At 69.5% G+C, this 17,052-nt stretch carries 12 protein-coding genes and 1 pseudogene; 10 read left to right on the forward strand and 3 right to left on the reverse strand.

From position 1 onward, the window contains the following. Window positions 1–161 precede the first annotated feature (161 nt). From ABT254_RS15415 to ABT254_RS15440, 6 genes are all read left to right on the forward strand, one after another. The gene (locus ABT254_RS15415) at window positions 162–1,409 is read left to right on the forward strand and encodes a sugar ABC transporter substrate-binding protein (RefSeq protein WP_351469067.1); all 1,248 of its coding nucleotides are present in this window, start codon (window positions 162–164) and stop codon (window positions 1,407–1,409) included. A 10-nt stretch (window positions 1,410–1,419) separates the two neighbouring features. Then, complete coding sequence (locus tag ABT254_RS15420) at window positions 1,420–2,412, forward strand: carbohydrate ABC transporter permease (RefSeq protein WP_351469070.1); 993 nt, start codon at window positions 1,420–1,422, stop codon at window positions 2,410–2,412. Continuing rightward, window positions 2,409–3,233: a carbohydrate ABC transporter permease gene (locus ABT254_RS15425; RefSeq protein ID WP_351469072.1), complete on the forward strand. Its 825-nt coding sequence runs from the start codon at window positions 2,409–2,411 to the stop codon at window positions 3,231–3,233. Before ABT254_RS15420 ends, ABT254_RS15425 begins: the two co-directional genes overlap by 4 nt. 77 nt (window positions 3,234–3,310) lie before the next feature. Next, window positions 3,311–5,047, forward strand: coding sequence for an amylo-alpha-1,6-glucosidase (locus ABT254_RS15430; RefSeq protein WP_351469075.1), 1,737 nt, complete (start codon window positions 3,311–3,313; stop codon window positions 5,045–5,047). A gap of 73 nt (window positions 5,048–5,120) precedes the next feature. Next, entirely contained in the window at window positions 5,121–6,977 is a 1,857-nt protein-coding gene (locus tag ABT254_RS15435; RefSeq protein WP_351469078.1) for an RICIN domain-containing protein, read from the forward strand. Between the two features lie 234 nt (window positions 6,978–7,211). Further along, window positions 7,212–8,510 carry a phospholipase D-like domain-containing protein gene (locus tag ABT254_RS15440; protein WP_351469081.1) on the forward strand — a complete coding sequence of 433 codons (1,299 nt, stop codon included), beginning with the start codon at window positions 7,212–7,214 and terminating at the stop codon, window positions 8,508–8,510. Between the two features lie 29 nt (window positions 8,511–8,539). Here the strand turns inward: ABT254_RS15440 and ABT254_RS15445 are convergent. Continuing rightward, window positions 8,540–8,671, reverse strand: a pseudogene (locus ABT254_RS15445) (glycoside hydrolase); the annotation flags it as partial. Between the two features lie 20 nt (window positions 8,672–8,691). Continuing rightward, on the reverse strand, window positions 8,692–9,417 hold the full coding sequence (locus tag ABT254_RS15450) for a TetR/AcrR family transcriptional regulator (RefSeq protein ID WP_351469084.1): 726 nt from the start codon (window positions 9,415–9,417) through the stop codon (window positions 8,692–8,694). A gap of 167 nt (window positions 9,418–9,584) precedes the next feature. Between ABT254_RS15450 and ABT254_RS15455 the strand changes: the two genes are divergently transcribed. The 4 genes from ABT254_RS15455 (at window position 9,585) to ABT254_RS15470 (ending at window position 16,143) form a co-directional block, all read left to right on the forward strand. Beyond that, entirely contained in the window at window positions 9,585–10,637 is a 1,053-nt protein-coding gene (locus tag ABT254_RS15455) for a phosphotransferase family protein (protein WP_351469087.1), read from the forward strand. Between the two features lie 188 nt (window positions 10,638–10,825). Beyond that, window positions 10,826–11,890, forward strand: a complete 1,065-nt coding sequence (locus tag ABT254_RS15460; protein ID WP_351469090.1) for a GNAT family N-acetyltransferase — start codon at window positions 10,826–10,828, stop codon at window positions 11,888–11,890. A 72-nt stretch (window positions 11,891–11,962) separates the two neighbouring features. Then, window positions 11,963–14,803, forward strand: a complete 2,841-nt coding sequence (locus tag ABT254_RS15465) for an HAD family hydrolase (RefSeq protein ID WP_351469093.1) — start codon at window positions 11,963–11,965, stop codon at window positions 14,801–14,803. Further along, entirely contained in the window at window positions 14,800–16,143 is a 1,344-nt protein-coding gene (locus ABT254_RS15470) for a lipopolysaccharide biosynthesis protein (RefSeq protein ID WP_351469096.1), read from the forward strand. Before ABT254_RS15465 ends, ABT254_RS15470 begins: the two co-directional genes overlap by 4 nt. Before the next feature lie 18 nt (window positions 16,144–16,161). Here the strand turns inward: ABT254_RS15470 and ABT254_RS15475 are convergent, their stop codons facing one another. Then, the gene (locus ABT254_RS15475; protein WP_351469099.1) at window positions 16,162–16,902 is read right to left on the reverse strand and encodes an alkaline phosphatase family protein; all 741 of its coding nucleotides are present in this window, start codon (window positions 16,900–16,902) and stop codon (window positions 16,162–16,164) included. Between the last annotated feature and the right edge of the window lie 150 nt (window positions 16,903–17,052).

Consider the following 17,052-nt stretch of genomic DNA (forward strand, 5'->3'; position numbering starts at 1 on the left):
TCCTCAACTCCTTTCACATCACCGGCCGTTCGCACCGCTCGACACGGCGCCGTTCGTCGTGCCCGCCTGTTCTCGCGCTGCCGGGACGGGCCTGCACCACCCATGCCTTCACCCACCCGTGCCCTCGGCACCCGCATGCCCAGAACAAAGGAACCCTCGCCATGAACAGCTTCTCCAGACAGCGCCGTCTGACCGCCGCGGCCGTGACCGCGCTCGCCGTGGCCGTCTCCGCCACCGCCTGCTCCTCCGGCTCGGGCAGCACCGACACCAAGGGCGCCGGCGGCGGCACGTACACGATCTGGGACCCGTACCCGCAGTTCGACAAGACCTCGGACTGGGCGAAGCTGCTGGACCAGTGCGGCACCAAGGCCGGAGTGAAGGTCAAGCGGACCGCCTTCGACACCAGTGACCTGGGCAACAAGACGCTGCTGGCGGCGCAGCAGGGCAACTCCCCGGACGTCCTCATCGTCGACAACCCGGTGGTGTCCACCCTCGCCGAGGCGGGCGTGCTCACCACGACCGACGACAACAAGCTGGACACCTCGAAGGTCGACCCCAACCTGCTCGCGGCCGGCCAGTCCGGCGGCAAGACCTACGGCACGCCGATCGGCGCCAACACCCTGGCCCTCTACTACAACAAGGAGGTGCTGAAGAAGGCCGGCGTGGACGTCGCCTCCATCAAGGACTGGACCTCGCTGACGGCGGCCCTGGCGAAGGTCAAGAAGGCCGGCAAGAAGGGCATCACCTTCTCCGCGATCGGCACCGAGGAGGGCAGCTTCCAGTTCCTGCCCTGGTTCTGGGGCTCGGGCGCCAAGCTGACCGAACTCGACTCCTCCCAGGCCGTGTCCGCGCTCTCCCTCTGGAAGGACTGGCTCAAGCAGGGCTACGCCCCCAACTCGGTGCTCAACAACACCCAGACCACCAGCTGGCAGGAGTTCGCCAGCGGCGACTACGCGTTCAGCGAGAACGGCACCTGGCAGCTCGCGGGCGCCAAGAAGGCCGGTTTCGACTACGGCGTCCTGCCCATCCCCGCGGCCACGGGCGGCAGCGCGGCGGCACCCACCGGCGGCGAGTTCGTCACCGTCCCGGTCCAGAAGGACAGCGGCCGCTACGCCACCTCCCAGAAGCTGGTGACCTGTCTGACCAGCGGCGACAACCTCTACAACACCGACACCACCCTGTCCTACGTGGCCCCCACCAGCGAGGTCCAGGCCAAGCAGGTGGCCGCGAACGCCGATCTGAAGCCGTGGGTCGACGCCGTCAAGGCCGCCAAGGGCCGCACCAGTGACGACCTGGGCACCAAGTACCCCAAGATCTCCGAGCAGATGTGGAAGGCCGTCCAGTCCGCCCTCAGCGGCTCCAAGTCGCCCAAGGACGCGCTGAGTTCGGCGCAGGCCGCGGCCAAGTGACATGAGCCCCATGAAGCAGCTGAAGCAGACGACCCGTCCGCCGGACCACCGGCCCGCGGACGACCGGAACGGGGCGGCCACCGCCGCCCCGCCCCCGGCCCGCACCAGGAAACGCCACCGGCCCGCCTCCACCCAGGGGGCCGCCTGGGGATTCCTCGCCCCGGTGACCCTCTACCTCGTCCTCTTCTACGCCTATCCGCTCTACCGCAACATCGACCTGAGCCTGCGCAACTACACCGTCCGCTCCTTCGTCCAGGGCGACGCACCCTTCACCGGCCTCGCCAACTACCGCACCGTCTTCGACAACCCCACCTTCGCCCCGTCCCTGCTGCACACCGCCCTCTTCACCGCGGTCTGCCTGGTCTTCCAGTACGCCATCGGGCTCGCCCTCGCGGTCTTCTTCAACCAGCACTTCCGGCTCTCCGCGACCCTGCGCGCCCTCTTCCTCGTACCGTGGCTGCTGCCGCTGATCGTGTCGGCGTCCACCTGGTCATGGATGCTCAACACCGACTCCGGCATCGTCAACGCCGCCCTGCACGCCGTCGGCATCGACTCCGTGAACTGGCTGACCTCGCCGTCCTGGTCACTGACCTCGGTGATCATCGCGAACATCTGGATCGGCGTCCCCTTCAACCTGGTCGTGCTCTACAGCGGTCTGCAGTCCATCCCGGCCGGCCTGTACGAGGCCGCAGCGCTGGACGGAGCGGGTGCCTGGCGCCGGTTCTGGAGCATCACCTTCCCGCTGCTGCGCCCGGTGTCCGCGATCACCCTGCTGCTCGGGCTGGTCTACACGCTCAAGGTCTTCGACATCATCTGGATCATGACCAAGGGCGGTCCGGCCGACTCCTCCACCACCTTCGCCACCTGGTCCTACCAGCTCGGCTTCGGCAACCTCCTGCCGGCCTTCGGCCCGGGCGCGGCCGTCGGCAACCTGCTCGTGGTCGCCGCGCTCGTCTTCGGGCTGGTCTACGTCCGGGTGCAGAGAAAGCAGGCCCTGTCATGAGCCGCATCCGCAGGCGTACGTGGGTGAAGACCACGATCGGTGTCGTACTGACCGCGATCATGCTCTTCCCGGTGTACTGGATGCTCAACGTGTCCCTCACCCGCGACCAGGACATGCGCAAGAGCCCACCGGACCTGCTGCCCCTGCACGGCACCCTGGCCGGCTACCGCACCGTCCTGGACGAGCAGTTGCCCTATCTCGGCACCAGCCTCGTGATCGGCCTGGGCACCGTCCTGCTGACCGTGGTCCTGGCCGCGCCCGCCGGCTACGCGCTGGCCAAGCTGCGCCCGCGCGGCGGCGGCATCCTCAGCTTCGTCCTGCTGGCCGCGCAGATGATCCCCGGCATCATCATGGCGATGGGCTTCTACGCCGTCTACCTCCAGCTCGGGCTGCTCCAGTCCGTTCCCGGCCTCATCGTCGCCGACTCCACCCTGGCCGTCCCGTTCGCGGTGCTGATCTTCACGGCGTTCATGTCCGGCATCCCCGGCGAACTCCTCCAGGCCGCGCAGGTGGACGGGGCGATGGCGCTGCGGACCTTCTGGTCCGTGGTGCTGCCGATGAGCCGCAACGCCGTCGTCACGGTGTCCCTGTTCGCCTTCCTGTGGTCCTGGTCCGACTTCGTCTTCGCCAGCACCCTGGTCAACGGCGGCGCCCACGAGCCGATCACCCTCGGCATCTACCACTACATCGGCAACAACAACCAGCAGTGGAACGCCATCATGGCCACCGCCGTCGTGGCCTCGCTGCCGGCCGCGGTGATCCTCGTCCTCGCCCAGCGCTACGTCGCCGCCGGCGTGACCGCGGGCGCCGTCAAGGACTGAGCCCCCCAACCCACCACAGAAACCGGCCAGTTGTCGGTCGACTGCTGCCCCTGTCCCCAGAAACGAGTCACGCCACCATGACCGCCGCCCCGTCCGGCCCGGCCTTCTCCGTCCACGACATCCCGTTCAGTACCTACGGATCCTGGTTCGACATCTCGCCCGTGATCGCGGAGAAGACCTACGCCGAGGATCTCCACCTCGTCTCGCACCAGAACGGCATGCACGGCGTTCTGCGTCTGGTCCCTCTGAACCCGGCGAACGGCGATCGCGCCGAGAGCCGTGTCGAGGCGACACCGGGCCTGCTCAGCTGGACCGGTGAGAGCGGGCGTGTCGACCTCGCCTACGAGTCGCCGGACACCGTACGGCTGCGGGGGAGCGGCCTGGGCTTCGGGTTGTCTGCCGCTGCGCAGGCCCTGACTCCGTTCAGCGGGACGTACTTCTTCCACGACCCGGTGGCGGACGCGCACGTCTTCACGTCGTACGAGACAGGACGGCGCTACCGCGTCACCGTGCTGTCCGGCTCCCTTGCCGAGGCGGCCGGAACCCAGGCCCTGGGCAGTGCCGACCGCGGTCTGGCCATCACCGCGGAGCCGGGCGGCGGTTGGGAGATCGCGGTCGAGGAGCTCGACACCGCCCGCCCGCCGTACGCGTCCTCGGCGACCTTCGACGAGATCGTGGCCGGGGCACAGGGCGGGTTCGCGGAGTTCGTCGACGCGGTGGCCCCCTGGCGTTCGTCCGCCACGCCGGCCGCCGAACTCGCCGCCTACGTCGTCTGGTCGGCGACCGTACGGCCGACGGGCCTGGTCACCCGGCCCGCCGTGCTGATGTCCAAGCACTGGATGGACAAGGTGTGGAGCTGGGACCACTGCTTCAACGCCCTTGCGCTGGCGCCGGGTTGCCCCGAACTGGCTCTGGACCAGTTCGCCCTGCCCTTCGACCACCAGGACGACAGCGGCGCTTTGCCCGACTCGGTCACCCACTCCGAGGTCCTCTACAACTTCGTCAAGCCTCCCATCCACGGCTGGGCCTTCGGCCACCTGCGCCGCCGTGTCCAGACACCTCTCGACCGGACTCAACTGTCCAAGGCGTACGCCCAGTTGGAGCGCTGGACGAACTTCTGGCTCACCGCACGACGAGCCCCGGGGGCCGAACTGCCCTACTACCAGCACGGCAACGACAGCGGCTGGGACAACGCCACCACCTTCGACCCCGAGCGGGTGGTCGTCACCGCCGACCTGGCCGCCTTCCTCGTGCTCCAGCTGCGCGAACTCGCCGATCTGGCAGGGGAGTTGGGCGAGGCGGATGCGGCGCGCCGATGGACGGCCGTGGCCGAGGAGACACAGGCGGAACTGCTCGACCAGCTCTGGACCGGCGAACGGTTCGTCGCCAGGGGAGCCGCCAGTGGGGACACCTGGAGCAGCGCCAGTCTCCTCGACCTGATGCCCATCGTGCTGGGCGAGCACCTGCCCGGCGAGGTCAGCAGCGCGCTGGCCGACCACATCAAGGCACACCTCACCCCGTACGGCCTGGCCACCGAACTGACCACGTCCCCGCACTACCTCGCCGACGGCTACTGGCGCGGCCCGATCTGGGCCCCCGCCACCGTCCTGGTCGAGGACGGCCTGCGCCGGGCCGGCCACCACCGGCTGGCCGACGACGTCAGCGCCCGCTTCCGCGCCCTGTGCGAAGCCCACGGGTTCGCCGAGAACTTCGACGCCCTCACCGGAACGGGCCTGCGCGACCGCGCCTACACCTGGACCGCCAGCAGCTACCTCCTGCTGGCCGAAGCCCACGCACACCGGGGCGGCCGCTGACCGGCTGCCTCACGCGAGCTCCGGGGGCCGTTCAGTCCCCGGTCCTTTCCCCCACCCTGTTAGGAGCCGCACAATGAAGTCGCTCTCCTCCGCACCGCCCGGACGCGCATCGCGCACCAGACGCCGAGCCATCTCGTCCGCGGCCGTCCTCCTGGCCACCCTGGCCGCCACCCTGGTGCCCGCCGGCCCGTCACAGGCCGCCGACACCACCGTCGCCGTCGACTTCTCCGTCGCCGGTGGCGCCCCCACCTACCGCGCTTCGGGCATGATCTACGGGCTGACTCCCGACGGGTCGCTGCCGCCGGACCACTTCTTCAAGGACATCAAGTGGCACTTCGAGCGGGCCGGCGGCGCCCAGCTCAACGGTGGCGGCTACGCCACCAGCCTCGCTGACTACCAGACCCGCTGGAACGCCACCCTCGCCCAGTACAAGCGCACCAAGGCGCTCGGCGGCACGTTCGTCATCCTGCCGCACGACCTGTGGGGCGCCGACGGCACCACCAGCCAGGGCTTTCCCGGCGACAACGGCAACTGGACGCTGTTCGACAACTTCGTCAACCAGCTCATCTCCGACGTCAAGGCCAACAACATGACGGTGGAGTGGGACCTGTGGAACGAGCCGGAACTCAGCGGCTTCTGGGGCCGGTCCCAGAGCCAGTATCTTCAGATGTGGTCGCGGTTCCACGCCGCCGTGCGGGCCAACCTCCCCGGTCAGCTCATCGTCGGCCCCAGCATGGCCAACCCGCCCAGCGCCTCCAACACCTGGTGGACCACCTACCTGAACTACGTCAAGGCCAACAACGTCGCCCCCGACATCTACAGCTGGCATGCGATCCCGCACGACCCCGTCCCGGCCGTCAGCAACGCCAACTCGACCATCGCCGCCGCGGGCCTGACCAACACCCGCCCGTACCAGATCAATGAGTACGCAGGGCGCGAACAGCAGAACCCCGGTGGCGGCGGCTGGTTCATCAGCCGCCTGGAGCGGGCCGGCGCCGACGGCCTGCGCTCCAACTGGGGAGGGGGCCCCAGCCTGCACGACTACGCGGCCAACCTGCTCACCAAGAACAGCTCCGGCCAGTACCTGCCGCTCGGCGAGTGGTTCCTGTACCGGTACTACGGCTCCCAGACCGGAAACATCGTGAACCTCACGCCCGGTACGAACACCGACGGGCTGGCGACGAAGGACAACTCCGCGCGGAACGCGAAGATCCTGCTGGGCAGCAATGCCAACACCGGCAATGTCACCGTCAGCCTCAACCGTCTCGACACCACCTCGGTCGTGGAGAACAGCCGGGTGCGCGCGATAGTCCAGCGCATACCGAACAACGGCGGCGGTGCGGTGACGGGTCCGGTGACGGTCTTGGACCAGACCCTGACCGTGAACGGGAACTCGGCCTCGGTGAGCGTGCCGTGGACGGACTCCGCGGACGGCTACACGGTCACGCTGCTGCCGCCGTCGAACACCACCGTCTCCACTGTCGCGGTGGCCCAGCACAGTGGTCAGTGCCTGGACGACACCAACCTCAGCACCAGCGACGGCACGCAGTACCAGCAGTACTCCTGCGAGGGCGGCTACCAGCAGATGCTGGACTTCAAGCCGGTCGCCGGACGGGCGAACACCTACACCATCGTGAATGAGCACAGCGGCAAGTGCCTGGACGTCTCGGGTGCCTCCACGGCCGACGGCGCCGCCGTCATCCAGTGGACCTGCAGCGGCAGCACGAACCAGATGTTCACCCTCAACCCGGTCACCGCGCTCGGCAACAGCAAGGACTACCAGCTGGTCGCGGTGCACAGCGGCAAGTGCGTGGACGTCAGCGGGGTCTCGACCACACCCGGCGCGCTGATCCACCAGTGGACCTGTGACCCGGCGAGCGCGCTGAACAACAAGAGGAACCAGATCTGGCGGCTCCTCGGCAAGAGCTGACGGCGCCTCTCAGACGGGTGGCCGTCCGGTGTCGCCGCCGGACGGCCACCCGTGCCGTGCGCAGGGCGCCGAGGCCGGGCGCGCACCACTCGTGGAGCACACCGACTGCTCCGAACGACTGATCTCCCGCCGCCGCCCGGGCTCATACGACGCAAAGTGATTGTCCTGCCGCCGTGATCCGACTGAGCTGGTCATGCCTGAAACGCTCGTGCACTCACCTCGAGGAAGGCGAAGATGACCCGTTCGACTGCGGTCCCGCGCCCGATCCGTCCGCTCCGAGCGCTGCGGCTCGTCGCCGTCGTGCTGTATCTGGTGGCCGCCCTCCTCGTCGGCGGTGCGACACCGGCCGCCGCACTGACCAAGCCCGTCATCAACGGGCCCGTGTTCAACGACCCCCTGGGTACGCCGGCGCAGCAGGGCGCGATCTTCACCCAGCTCATCCGGCTGATCGACGCGACGCCCGCCGGAGCGACGATCCGCGGCTCGATGCACGAGTTCCAGGACCAGGACGTCGCCGACGCGCTGCTCGCCGCCCACCGGCGCGGTGTGAACGTAAGGATCATCGTCGACGACTCGACCTACGTGGACGGTGACAGCAAGGAGTTCCCCAATCCGGCCTTCCGGTCGCTGCGGGCGGGGCTCGGAACCAACGACGCGGCCCGCTCCTGGATCGTCGTCTGCGACGACAAGTTCGAGGATCAGGACGGCGTGGACGAGGTCGAGCGCGGCTGTCTGAGCGTCGCCCCGCCCGAGCCCGCCTACAACCACAACAAGTTCTTCATCTTCTCGAGGATCGGGCCCTTCGACGACGGCACCAGCTACTCGAAGGTGGTCTTCCAGACCTCCTCGAACCTCTCCGACTGGTACAAGGTCGAGTCCTTCAACGACTCCGTGACCTTCACGAACGGCGCCGTGTACGACGGCTACGCCTCGTACCACGGGAAACAGCGCACCGCGCGCGCACTCCCCGGCGGCAACAACCACGTGTACTTCTCCACCCCGACCGGCTCGGCCTACCGCGGCTTCTTCTTCCCCCGCGGTGACTCCTCGTACAACAACCCGTCCACCGACACCATCGTCAACTCGCTGGACGAGGTCGCCTGCCACTACACCGGCGCGGACGGGAATCGGCACCAGACCGACATCCGCATCGTGATGCACAGCTTCCAGGGCTCGCGCGTCCAGGTCGCCGACAAACTGGCCCAGCTACGGGGCAGGGGCTGTTGGATCGACGTCATCTACGCCGAGAGCGACAGCAGGATCACCGGCAAACTGACCAACGCCGGCATCCAGCACCGCAGATGCCGTATCCCTAACGGCCCGGGAATCGACGTCCGCCCGCACAACAAGGAGATCCTGATCGACGGCTCCTTCGGCGGCGACATCACACCGCGCGTCTACACGGGCAGCGCCAACCTGACCGGCTCGTCGCTGCGCTCGGCGGACGAGGCGATCGTGCGGATCGCCAGCGCGTCGTACCACGCGAAGTATCTGAGCACGTTCTACAAGATCCGCTCAGCCTGTGGCGGTTGACGGGCCCCGTTGCTACCCCGTCTCGGCCGTCATCCGCCGCCGTCGAGGTCCGTCCGCTGCCGGAGCACCCGTAGCTCGTGGCCGACGAGCCGCATCTCGTACAGCTTCCCGCGTGCACTCTCGAACAGGCGGTGAAGGACCATCATCAGCCGGCCGTAGAAGAGTACGTTCCGGCGGATGCCTACTTCCCGGCGATCTCCCCGAACCCGTCGAGCAGGGCGTCCAGGCCCGCCGCAAGGCCCTCCGGTCCGCCCGGCTCGGTGAGGGCGGGGGCCGCCTCGCGGAGCCCGGGCAGTTCCTGGGGCGGCATGCGGTGCAGGCCGAGGCGGAACGCCGGGTCCTGCTCGTCGGGGTTGTCCACCATGGGCCGCAGCTCCACGGACACATAGCCCAGCAGCCAGGCCGTGAAGGCCCGGAAGACGGCTGCCGTACCGGCGTCGTCGAGCCCGGCCTCCCTGAGCAGCGCGAGCACCCTCTCGTGGTCCTTGAGCACGGCGAGCGGACGACGCGCGAGCGGGACGGCGAGCATGCGGGTGGTGAGCAGTGGGACGGCTTGGGGGTGTGCGAGGCAGACCTCGTAGGTGGCGCGGGCGATGCGGTGCAGCTCGCTGCGCCATGACCGCGCCCCGGCCGCTGTGCCCGACTCGGCGGTCAGGCGTTCCTCGAGCTCCAGATAGAGGGCTTCGACCAAGCCGTCGAGGAGGGCGTCCTTGCTCGCCGCATACCGGTAGAGCGCCATCGCCTCCACCCCGAGCTCGGCACCCAGCCGCCGCATGCTCAGCGCGGAGAGCCCTTCGCGATCCACCAGCGCCAGGGCGGCGCCCAGGACGCGCTCGCGGTTGAGCCTGCCGTAGCGGCCGCGATCGCTGGCGCGGCGTGCTTGGCCGACCCCGGAGTCACGTGCCATGCGCCTGCCTCCTCACCCTGTGACCAGGCTGGCCACCGCATCACGTACACCGTAAACACGCATGAGCCGGCGCGCGTCGACAACAGGCCGACTGGCCCGGTGGACGCACCCCCGGGGATGATGAGAGGGGTTCGGGACAGTTCGTGACTCTCTGGGAGGAGGGTCGGATGGGCCTCACAGCCGAGCTCCGCGGTTTCCTGCCCATGCACACTGCAGGCCTGCTGACCCGTCCTGCCGACCTCCTGACCGCACGTCGGCTGGCAGGCTCCCTGCGCGCGGAGGGCGTCGCCTACGGTGGGCCGCGCGGACCACGGCGGACACTCTCCGATCTCCTCGTGTTCCGTCTCGACGGCGGTGCGGCGCCATCCGTGATGGTCAAGCACCCACGCACCCAGCGCGCCGTTGCGTCGCTCGCACGGGAGTGCGAGGTCGTGCAACGCCTGGAGCACGACGAGCGCCTCGGCTCGTGGCGACGGCTCGTGCCCCAGGTGGAGCAGCGCCGACTGCAAGGGCCGCTGCCCCTGGTGGTGCAACGCTGCCTGCCGGGTATCGAGGGGGACACGCTGCTCCAGCGTTCCCCGCAGCTCACCCATCAAGTGGCCCTGTCCGCGCTGGGGGCGATTCGCGAGTTGCACCTGGCCACGGGGAGAACGGAGGAGGTGACGACTCGCCTGAGCGACTGGGTCGAGCCCCAGCTGTCCGTCCTCGCGCGGGAGGTCCGCTGGTGTCGGCACGGCCGTGGTGCGGACGCCATGTCGGTCCTGAGGGGCCGTCTGCAGTGTGCTCTGTTCGGTCGCCGGCTCCTCGTCGGATGGACGCATGGCGACTTCCACGCAGGCAACGTGCTGCTCGCGCGAAGAGAGGGCGGACTGCTCGGAGTGATCGACTGGGTGGGTGCCGTCCCCGACGGGCCGTCCGCCATCGACTGCCGCACCTTCGTGCTGACCATGCGGCATCAGCATGAAGGCCGCCAGTTCGGCCGGGTGGTGGCCGAAGCGGTGCGCGATGACTCCCTGCGGCCCGAGGACCGGCGGCTGCTCTCCGAGGTGGGCGAGCCCGTGACCGACAACCAAGGGGAGACTGCGCTCACGCTCCTCACCTGGCTGTGGCACGTGGCGGGCAACGTGGCGAAATCGGCTCGGTACGGGCGTAGCCACCGATGGGTCACCGAGAACGTCGTTCCCGTGCTCAGCGAGGTGGCCGCGGAGGGAGCCCCCTGACCGCTGACCGGCTGCCGGGCGCCTGAGATGCCCGCACCGCCCACCCCACCTAACATCGGTACGGGGTACCCCACGCACGTGCGCGCGCATGTGCGAGGACGGCGCGAGGATCTTCGCTCCGCGCGTTTCGCCCAGGTGGGGCCCACACCCCCTGGCGGGAGAAGGCTGTGAATGCACCTTCGGTGGCCTTGATCAACACACCGGCCGGCCCCACGCACATCACGGTGCCGGCTCCTCGCGAAGCGTGGTGGGCGCTTGCCGATCAGGATGCCGGTACCTACGTCACCCAGACTCCGGCGTGGCTGGACTGCATCTGCGCCACGGGGCCGTTCCGGGACGCGAGTCGGCTCTACGAGTTCCCGGACGGCACCCGGATCCTGTTGCCTCTCGTCCGGAGAAGCCAGCGCCCGGGGTGGCTGGACACGGAGGAGTCCTGGCCGGCCGACTGGGGCATCGGGGGGCCGGTGTCCCAGGGGGAGGTCAGCTCGGCAAAGGCCCGGGCGGTCTTCGACGACCTGTCGCGGCGACCGGTCTTCCAGGTCGGTGTCCGGTTCCGGCCCGCAGACGCGGACGTCTGGGCGAGTGCCGCACCTTCGAGCTTCCAGCGGAATGCCCATATGACGCAGGTGCTCGACCTGGACGGCGGGTTCGGTGCTGTCTGGGAGCGTCGCTTCCACACCCGGGTGCGGCGCGACATCCGCCGGGCCGAGAGATCCCAGGTCGATGTGGAGGCGGACCGCACCGGCAGGCTCGTTCCTGTTTTCGGTCACCTCTACGAGCAGTCGATCGTGCGCTGGGCCGCGCAGCAGCACGAGCCGCTGGCTCTGGCGCGGTGGCGCAGGAGGAGAGCGTTCCCCATGCAGCGGCTGGAGGCCGTGGCCACCCGGCTGGGCGCATCGTGCGCGATCTGGATGGCCTGGTCCGCTGGTGAGCCTGCCGCGGCGATCGTCGTCCTGCGTCACGGTCACTACGCCAAGCTCTGGCGCGGGGCCATGAATCGGGACTTGGCCCACCCGGTCCGGGCCGTACCCCTGCTCTACAAGCACGCGATCGACGAGGCGTGCGCCACGGGCTGTGGGTGGTTCGACATGGGGGAGTCCGCCCCAGGGTCCTCCTTGGCCTACTTCAAAGGGGGCTTTGGAGGGGCAAGCCTCTCATCCCCCCGTTACTTCCGTGAGCGGCTTCCCGTGTCGGTGGCCGAGGGCTGGCTGCGGACGGCAGTCAAACGTGCGATCCGCTTCCAGGACGCATGACGTCCCGCTCCTTCCTGGTGCGTGGGTGCGGTGATCTCCCCGGCGTAGGGCAAGCAGTTCGCACGGAGAGGAGTGGTTCCGATTTCCCACGGCGATGTCGGCACCCCCTGGCAGCCGGTCCCCGACTTGTTCGCGGACGTGGCAGAACTGCACCGCGGGCTGCTCGACGCCGCAGCTCGTGGCGACCCGCTCGACGCCTGTCTCTTCGCGGCCGGCATGGTCCAGGTGGGCGAGGACCGTCTCGATGGCACGCCATGGCTGCTCAGCAGAGCCACCCAGCAGCTCGAAGGAACTCGGCCCGGGACCCTGCTGCGCCTCATGCTGAACGGCACCGTGACGGCCACCGGACTGACACCGGCCGTCCGGCGGCTCCGGTCCTGGCTGTCGGTCGTACAACAACTGACCGATGCACTGGCGGACGCCGTGATCGTCCGGCCGCCCGACGGCGATGCCGACCGACAGACGCTCCCCGGACCGGCCCGCGCGCTGCTGGACCGCCTCGGCGCCGAGGTACCGGAGCCCGTCACCACAATGCTCGAAGGTGTTGTCCTGCGCCCCCCGTCCTGCTTCCGCAGCTTCGACCAGCATCCTCGCGACGTTGTCCAGCTTGTCGAGCGCTTCGCCCACCGGTACCGCGACCGGCGCCGCCCGCTTCTTGTGAGGGGACTGCGTACGTCGGGGAGCTATCTGGCGCCGCTCGCCGGAGCCGCCCTCCGCGCCGAGGGGTACACCGACGTCGGCGTCTGCACGACAAGACCGTCAGGGGCGTCCGCTCACACGGATACCACGCAGCTGCGTTCCGCCCTGCGTGACGGTGCCCTTGTCCTGCTGATCGACGATCCGCCGCGCACCGGTGGCACCCTCGCGACGGCCGCGCACAGGCTGCTGCGGGCCGGCTTCCCCGCCGAATCGATCGTCCTGCTCTTCGCCGCCTTCGACGACCGGCCGGTTCCCCAAGTCATCGCCGACTGTCCCAAGGTCGTTCTGCGGCCGGACGACTGGTACATCCGCGAGCGGATGCGCACGAAGGGCCTGCACCGCACCGTGGCATCCCTGCTGCCGGATCACGAGGTGCTCGGAGTGTCAGCGGCGGAGCCCGGCCTGCCCTCTCGCTGGTCCCACCTGGAGGTTCCTTTCACCGTCCTGACGCGCAGCGGCTCCGGGGACAGGGAACTGCACCTGGTCGCGCAAGGCGCGGGCACCGGGTACTTCGGCCGCCACACCCTGGCGGTCGCCGGGGCGCTGGGTGGTCTGGTGCCCCCGATCCTGGGGTTCCACGACGGAGTGCTGCTACGGGACCTGCGGCCCGCGGACCCCGGTCGACTGCCGGACCTCGTCTCGACGGAGGGGGTGCCGGCAGCGGACCTGGTCCGCTACGTCGTGCAACGCCGTGAACGTCTGCCGCTGCCGGCGGACCGCAGCGCGCTGCTGACGGGCTGCCAGCCGGTCTGGGAGGTCGGCGCGCGGCTGTTCGCCGGCAGGTGTGGCCGATTGGCGGCCTTCGTGCGCCCGCTGCTGATCGATCCGCTGCTGCGAGACCTGCTGCGCACCTCTTCCGCCTCATTGGTGGACGGACGCATGGCTCTCGGGCGCTGGTGGCTCGACCCCGACGGATGGGCCAAGGCAGACTTCCACGAAGGGTACTTCGGCCATCTGGACCTCGCCTGCTATGACGCCGCCTACGACCTCGCGGGTGTGGCCCAGGCCCTGCCCGAGCACGTGGCCCAGCTGCTGGTCGAATACCGGCGGCGCACGGGGACCCGGGTACCGGCCGCTCAATGGTGCGTGTACCAGGCCGCGCTCGGCTGGAACGCCGAGCGTCTCGTGTGTTCCGGAACAGGTGCCGGTATGGACGAGGCCGCCGCTCGGAGGGCGCGGTCCCGGGCAGTGCAGCGGTATCTCGCCGGTCTCTATCTCGACGACCTCGACGACCTCGATGAGATCGTTCGCGAGGACGGCACCGACCGGCCCGCGAAGCAATGGTGTGTGCTGGACGTGGACGGCGTCCTGGAGTCGGACCTGTCCGGTGCGCCCGCGCCCTCGCCGACGGGGATGCTGGCCCTGCGGGGGCTGCGCGCCCACGGATACCAGGTACTGCTCGCCACCGGCCGTCCCGTGCCGGAGGTCCGCGACCGCTGCCGTGCGTACGGGCTGCCCGGCGGTGTAGCCGAGTACGGGGCTGTGGTGTACGACGCCGGGAACGACCGTTCCACACCGCTGGTGACCGGGCACGACCGCTCCGCGCTGGCCCGCTTGCTCTCCGGGCTGCCTTCCGTGACGGTCGACCCCCAGTATCAGTCGTGCCTCCGGGCGTACCGGGGATGCGGCCCGGACCGCACGGCGCTCGACGACCGTACCGTGCACGAAGTGACCGGCCGTCCGGAGGCCGCCGGCTTCCGCGCCGTACAGGGCGAGACGCAAACCGACTTCCTTCCCGAGGGTGTCGACAAGGCCACAGGCCTGGTGGCGCTGCTGAGACTGCTCGGCGCCCCGGCGGGAATCCGCCCGGTGCTCGCCATCGGCGACAGCGCCACCGACATCGCGCTGCTGCGGCAGGCCCGGAACGGCTGCGCTCCGGGCAACGCTGCCCCCGCGGTCCGGGCGACGGGACTCACGGTCATGCGCCGGCCGTACCAGGCCGGGCTGGCCGACGCCGTGCGGCGGCTGCTGGGGCACTCGCCGGGCGGCTGCCCTCTCTGCCGGCCACCCGCGATGTCACCCACCGATGTGGCCCTGACCGCACTCTTGGCGGTGTCCGAGTCCGGCCGGGCCGGAATACCCCTCCGGCTGGCCCGGTTCGCGAGAGCCCGTGTGGCCGCGGCTGGGCCCCACACCCGGAGAACTGGGGGCCTGCCCAGCGAAACGACTGGTTCAGGGGCCGCCGCGCGCACGCGCCGGAGGCGACGGCGATGAGGACCACCATTGCCGCCCGCCTGCTCAAACGAGTGCCGGAAGCCAGGCCCCGGCGCATCCGATCCCTGGAGGAGATCTGGTCGTTGGAGGCCGTGCTGCGCAATGGCCACATGCTGACCGTCAGCTCGCTGCTCACCTCCGTGCTCGGGGCCCTGTACTGGGCACTGGCCGCACATTCCTACAGCGACGACAGTCTCGGTCGGAACTACTCGGCGGTGGCGGCGATGATGCTGCTGGCCGGAGTGGGCCAGCTCAACATGACCAATGTGATGATCAGGTTCACTCCGGGGGCCGGCCGGCGAAGCCGCCGCCTGGTCGGCGCCGGCTATCTGGCCGCGTGCGTCACCACCGCTGTCCTTGCCGTGGGATTCGTGTTCGTCATCCCGGCCGTGTCACCGGGCCTCATGTTCCTGCACCATCCCCTGGTGGCCTGCGGCTTCGTGTTGGCGACCGTCGGCTACGCGATCTTCGTGCTGCAGGACGGGGTGCTGACGGGCTTGCGCAGACCCGGTTGGGTCGTGCTGGAGAACCTCGTCTTCGCTGTGGTGAAGATAGGGCTCGTGGCGGCTCTTGCCTTCCTGGCTGCCACCGGGATCCTGTGGTCCTGGGCACTCTCGGTCGTTGTCGCCATCGTTCTGACCAACATCCTGCTGTTCGCTCGTTTTCTGCCCCGGCGGGCGGAGGCCACGGGCGACGACCGCGTGGACCCCAGCCGACCCACCGGCCGTTACATCGTCGCGGACTACCTGGCGGCCCTGTTCTGGCTGGGTGCCACCACCGCCCTGCCGATCATCGTCCTCAACCATCGCGGGCCCCGGCAGGCCGCCTACTTCTCGCTCGCCTGGCTCGTCGCCTTCTCGCTCTATCAGCTCAACACCAATATGGGCGCCTCCCTCATCGTCGAGGGGACCAACGACCCGTCCCGGCTTGCCGCTCATTGCCGGCTGGTGCTTCGGCACACGGGTGTGCTGCTGGCCGGCGGCGTCGTCGTCCTGTGCGCCGCCGCACCGTTGATCCTGCGCATCTTCGGACCGGACTACGCTCGCTACGGCGCCGATCTGCTCCGGCTGATCGCCCTCTCCGCTCTGCCGAACATCGTCGTGGTCGCGGCCGTCAGCATGTGCCGGATCCGACGACGGCTGTTCCTGCTGGTCGGCATCCTGGGGGCGGTGTGCACGCTCGCCACCGTGCTGACCTACGTTCTGCTGCCGGTCATGGGTATCACCGGAGTCGGGGCGGCGTGGCTGCTCGCGCAGACCGCCGCGGCGGCCACGCTGTGGTGGCGCAGACCGTACTGGCTGCCCACGCAGCCCCAGGGGCCGGCGGGCTCAGGTGATTGAGGCGCTCCGTGGGACCGCTCACGCGTTCTTCTTCCAGACGCGGATGGGATCGGCATCGGCACTGTGGCGCAGGGGTTTCAAGCCGTAGGCGTCCAGCAGCATGCGCAGCAGACCGTACAGGTTGTTCGGCTGGGCGTGCGGTCCCGGCCGGACATGCTCACCGACCAGAAGCGTCGGGATGTGATTGGTCCCGTCGGCTGTTTCGGGGCCCTCGTCCCATGTCACCACCAGCAGGCTGTTGTGGGTCATCGCCCAGCGCGCGTAGTCGTCGAGGTTGTTCCGCAGCCAGGTGTCGGCCGTCCGCACGCTGCCGTCGTGCATGTCGTGCTCCAAGTCCGGGACGACGAACGACACGTTCGGCAGTTGCGTGTAGTCGCGTGGGAAGTGGCTCCACGGGCGGTTGACGGAGGCGGGCAGGTTGCTGAAGTTCACCCAGGGGTTGTGCCGGCGCACGTAGGTGTGCCCGCTGGTGCAGCCGGTGAAGCCGACCTGGGGCATGCTCTGCGCGTAACCGGCGAAGGTCAGGCCCGCTTGCAGGAGTTGAGAGCCGAGATTGTGCCCGCTGAAGGTGAAGGGGCAGGAGTCCCCGCTGACTCCCTGCGTGGAGCCGGAGAACAGCGCCAGGTAATTGGGCTGACTGGGGTGGGTAATGCCGTAGAACTCCGTGAGGGAGGCGCCTCGCCCGGCCAGCTCGTTGAGGTACGGGGCTTGAGCGTTCCCGATGATGTCGCCGTATGCCCGGTCCTCCTCAATCACCACGACGATGTGGTCCGGGCGGGGGATCGTGTGGCGCGACGGCGCATCACAGCCGGCTGCGGGCAACAGGGTCGCGATCGCGGGGGCAGGCCCGGAAGGCGGGGGTGCAGTGGGGGGGCCCCCCCCCACCCCCCGCCCCCCGGGACGGGTGCA

The sequence above is a fragment of the Streptomyces sp. NPDC001137 genome (assembly GCF_040298885.1).
Taxonomy (GTDB): Bacteria; Actinomycetota; Actinomycetes; order Streptomycetales; family Streptomycetaceae; genus Streptomyces.

Bases quoted from the DNA above. Each gene is read 5' to 3' on its own strand.
- ABT254_RS15415 (WP_351469067.1), top strand. From the start codon at position 162: ATGAACAGCTTCTCCAGACAGCGCCGTCTGACCGCCGCGGCCGTGACC.
- ABT254_RS15420 (WP_351469070.1), top strand. From the start codon at position 1,420: ATGAAGCAGCTGAAGCAGACGACCCGTCCGCCGGACCACCGGCCCGCG.
- ABT254_RS15425 (WP_351469072.1), top strand. From the start codon at position 2,409: ATGAGCCGCATCCGCAGGCGTACGTGGGTGAAGACCACGATCGGTGTC.
- ABT254_RS15430 (WP_351469075.1), top strand. From the start codon at position 3,311: ATGACCGCCGCCCCGTCCGGCCCGGCCTTCTCCGTCCACGACATCCCG.
- ABT254_RS15435 (WP_351469078.1), top strand. From the start codon at position 5,121: ATGAAGTCGCTCTCCTCCGCACCGCCCGGACGCGCATCGCGCACCAGA.
- ABT254_RS15440 (WP_351469081.1), top strand. From the start codon at position 7,212: ATGACCCGTTCGACTGCGGTCCCGCGCCCGATCCGTCCGCTCCGAGCG.
- ABT254_RS15450 (WP_351469084.1), bottom strand. From the start codon at position 9,417: ATGGCACGTGACTCCGGGGTCGGCCAAGCACGCCGCGCCAGCGATCGC.
- ABT254_RS15455 (WP_351469087.1), top strand. From the start codon at position 9,585: ATGGGCCTCACAGCCGAGCTCCGCGGTTTCCTGCCCATGCACACTGCA.
- ABT254_RS15470 (WP_351469096.1), top strand. From the start codon at position 14,800: ATGAGGACCACCATTGCCGCCCGCCTGCTCAAACGAGTGCCGGAAGCC.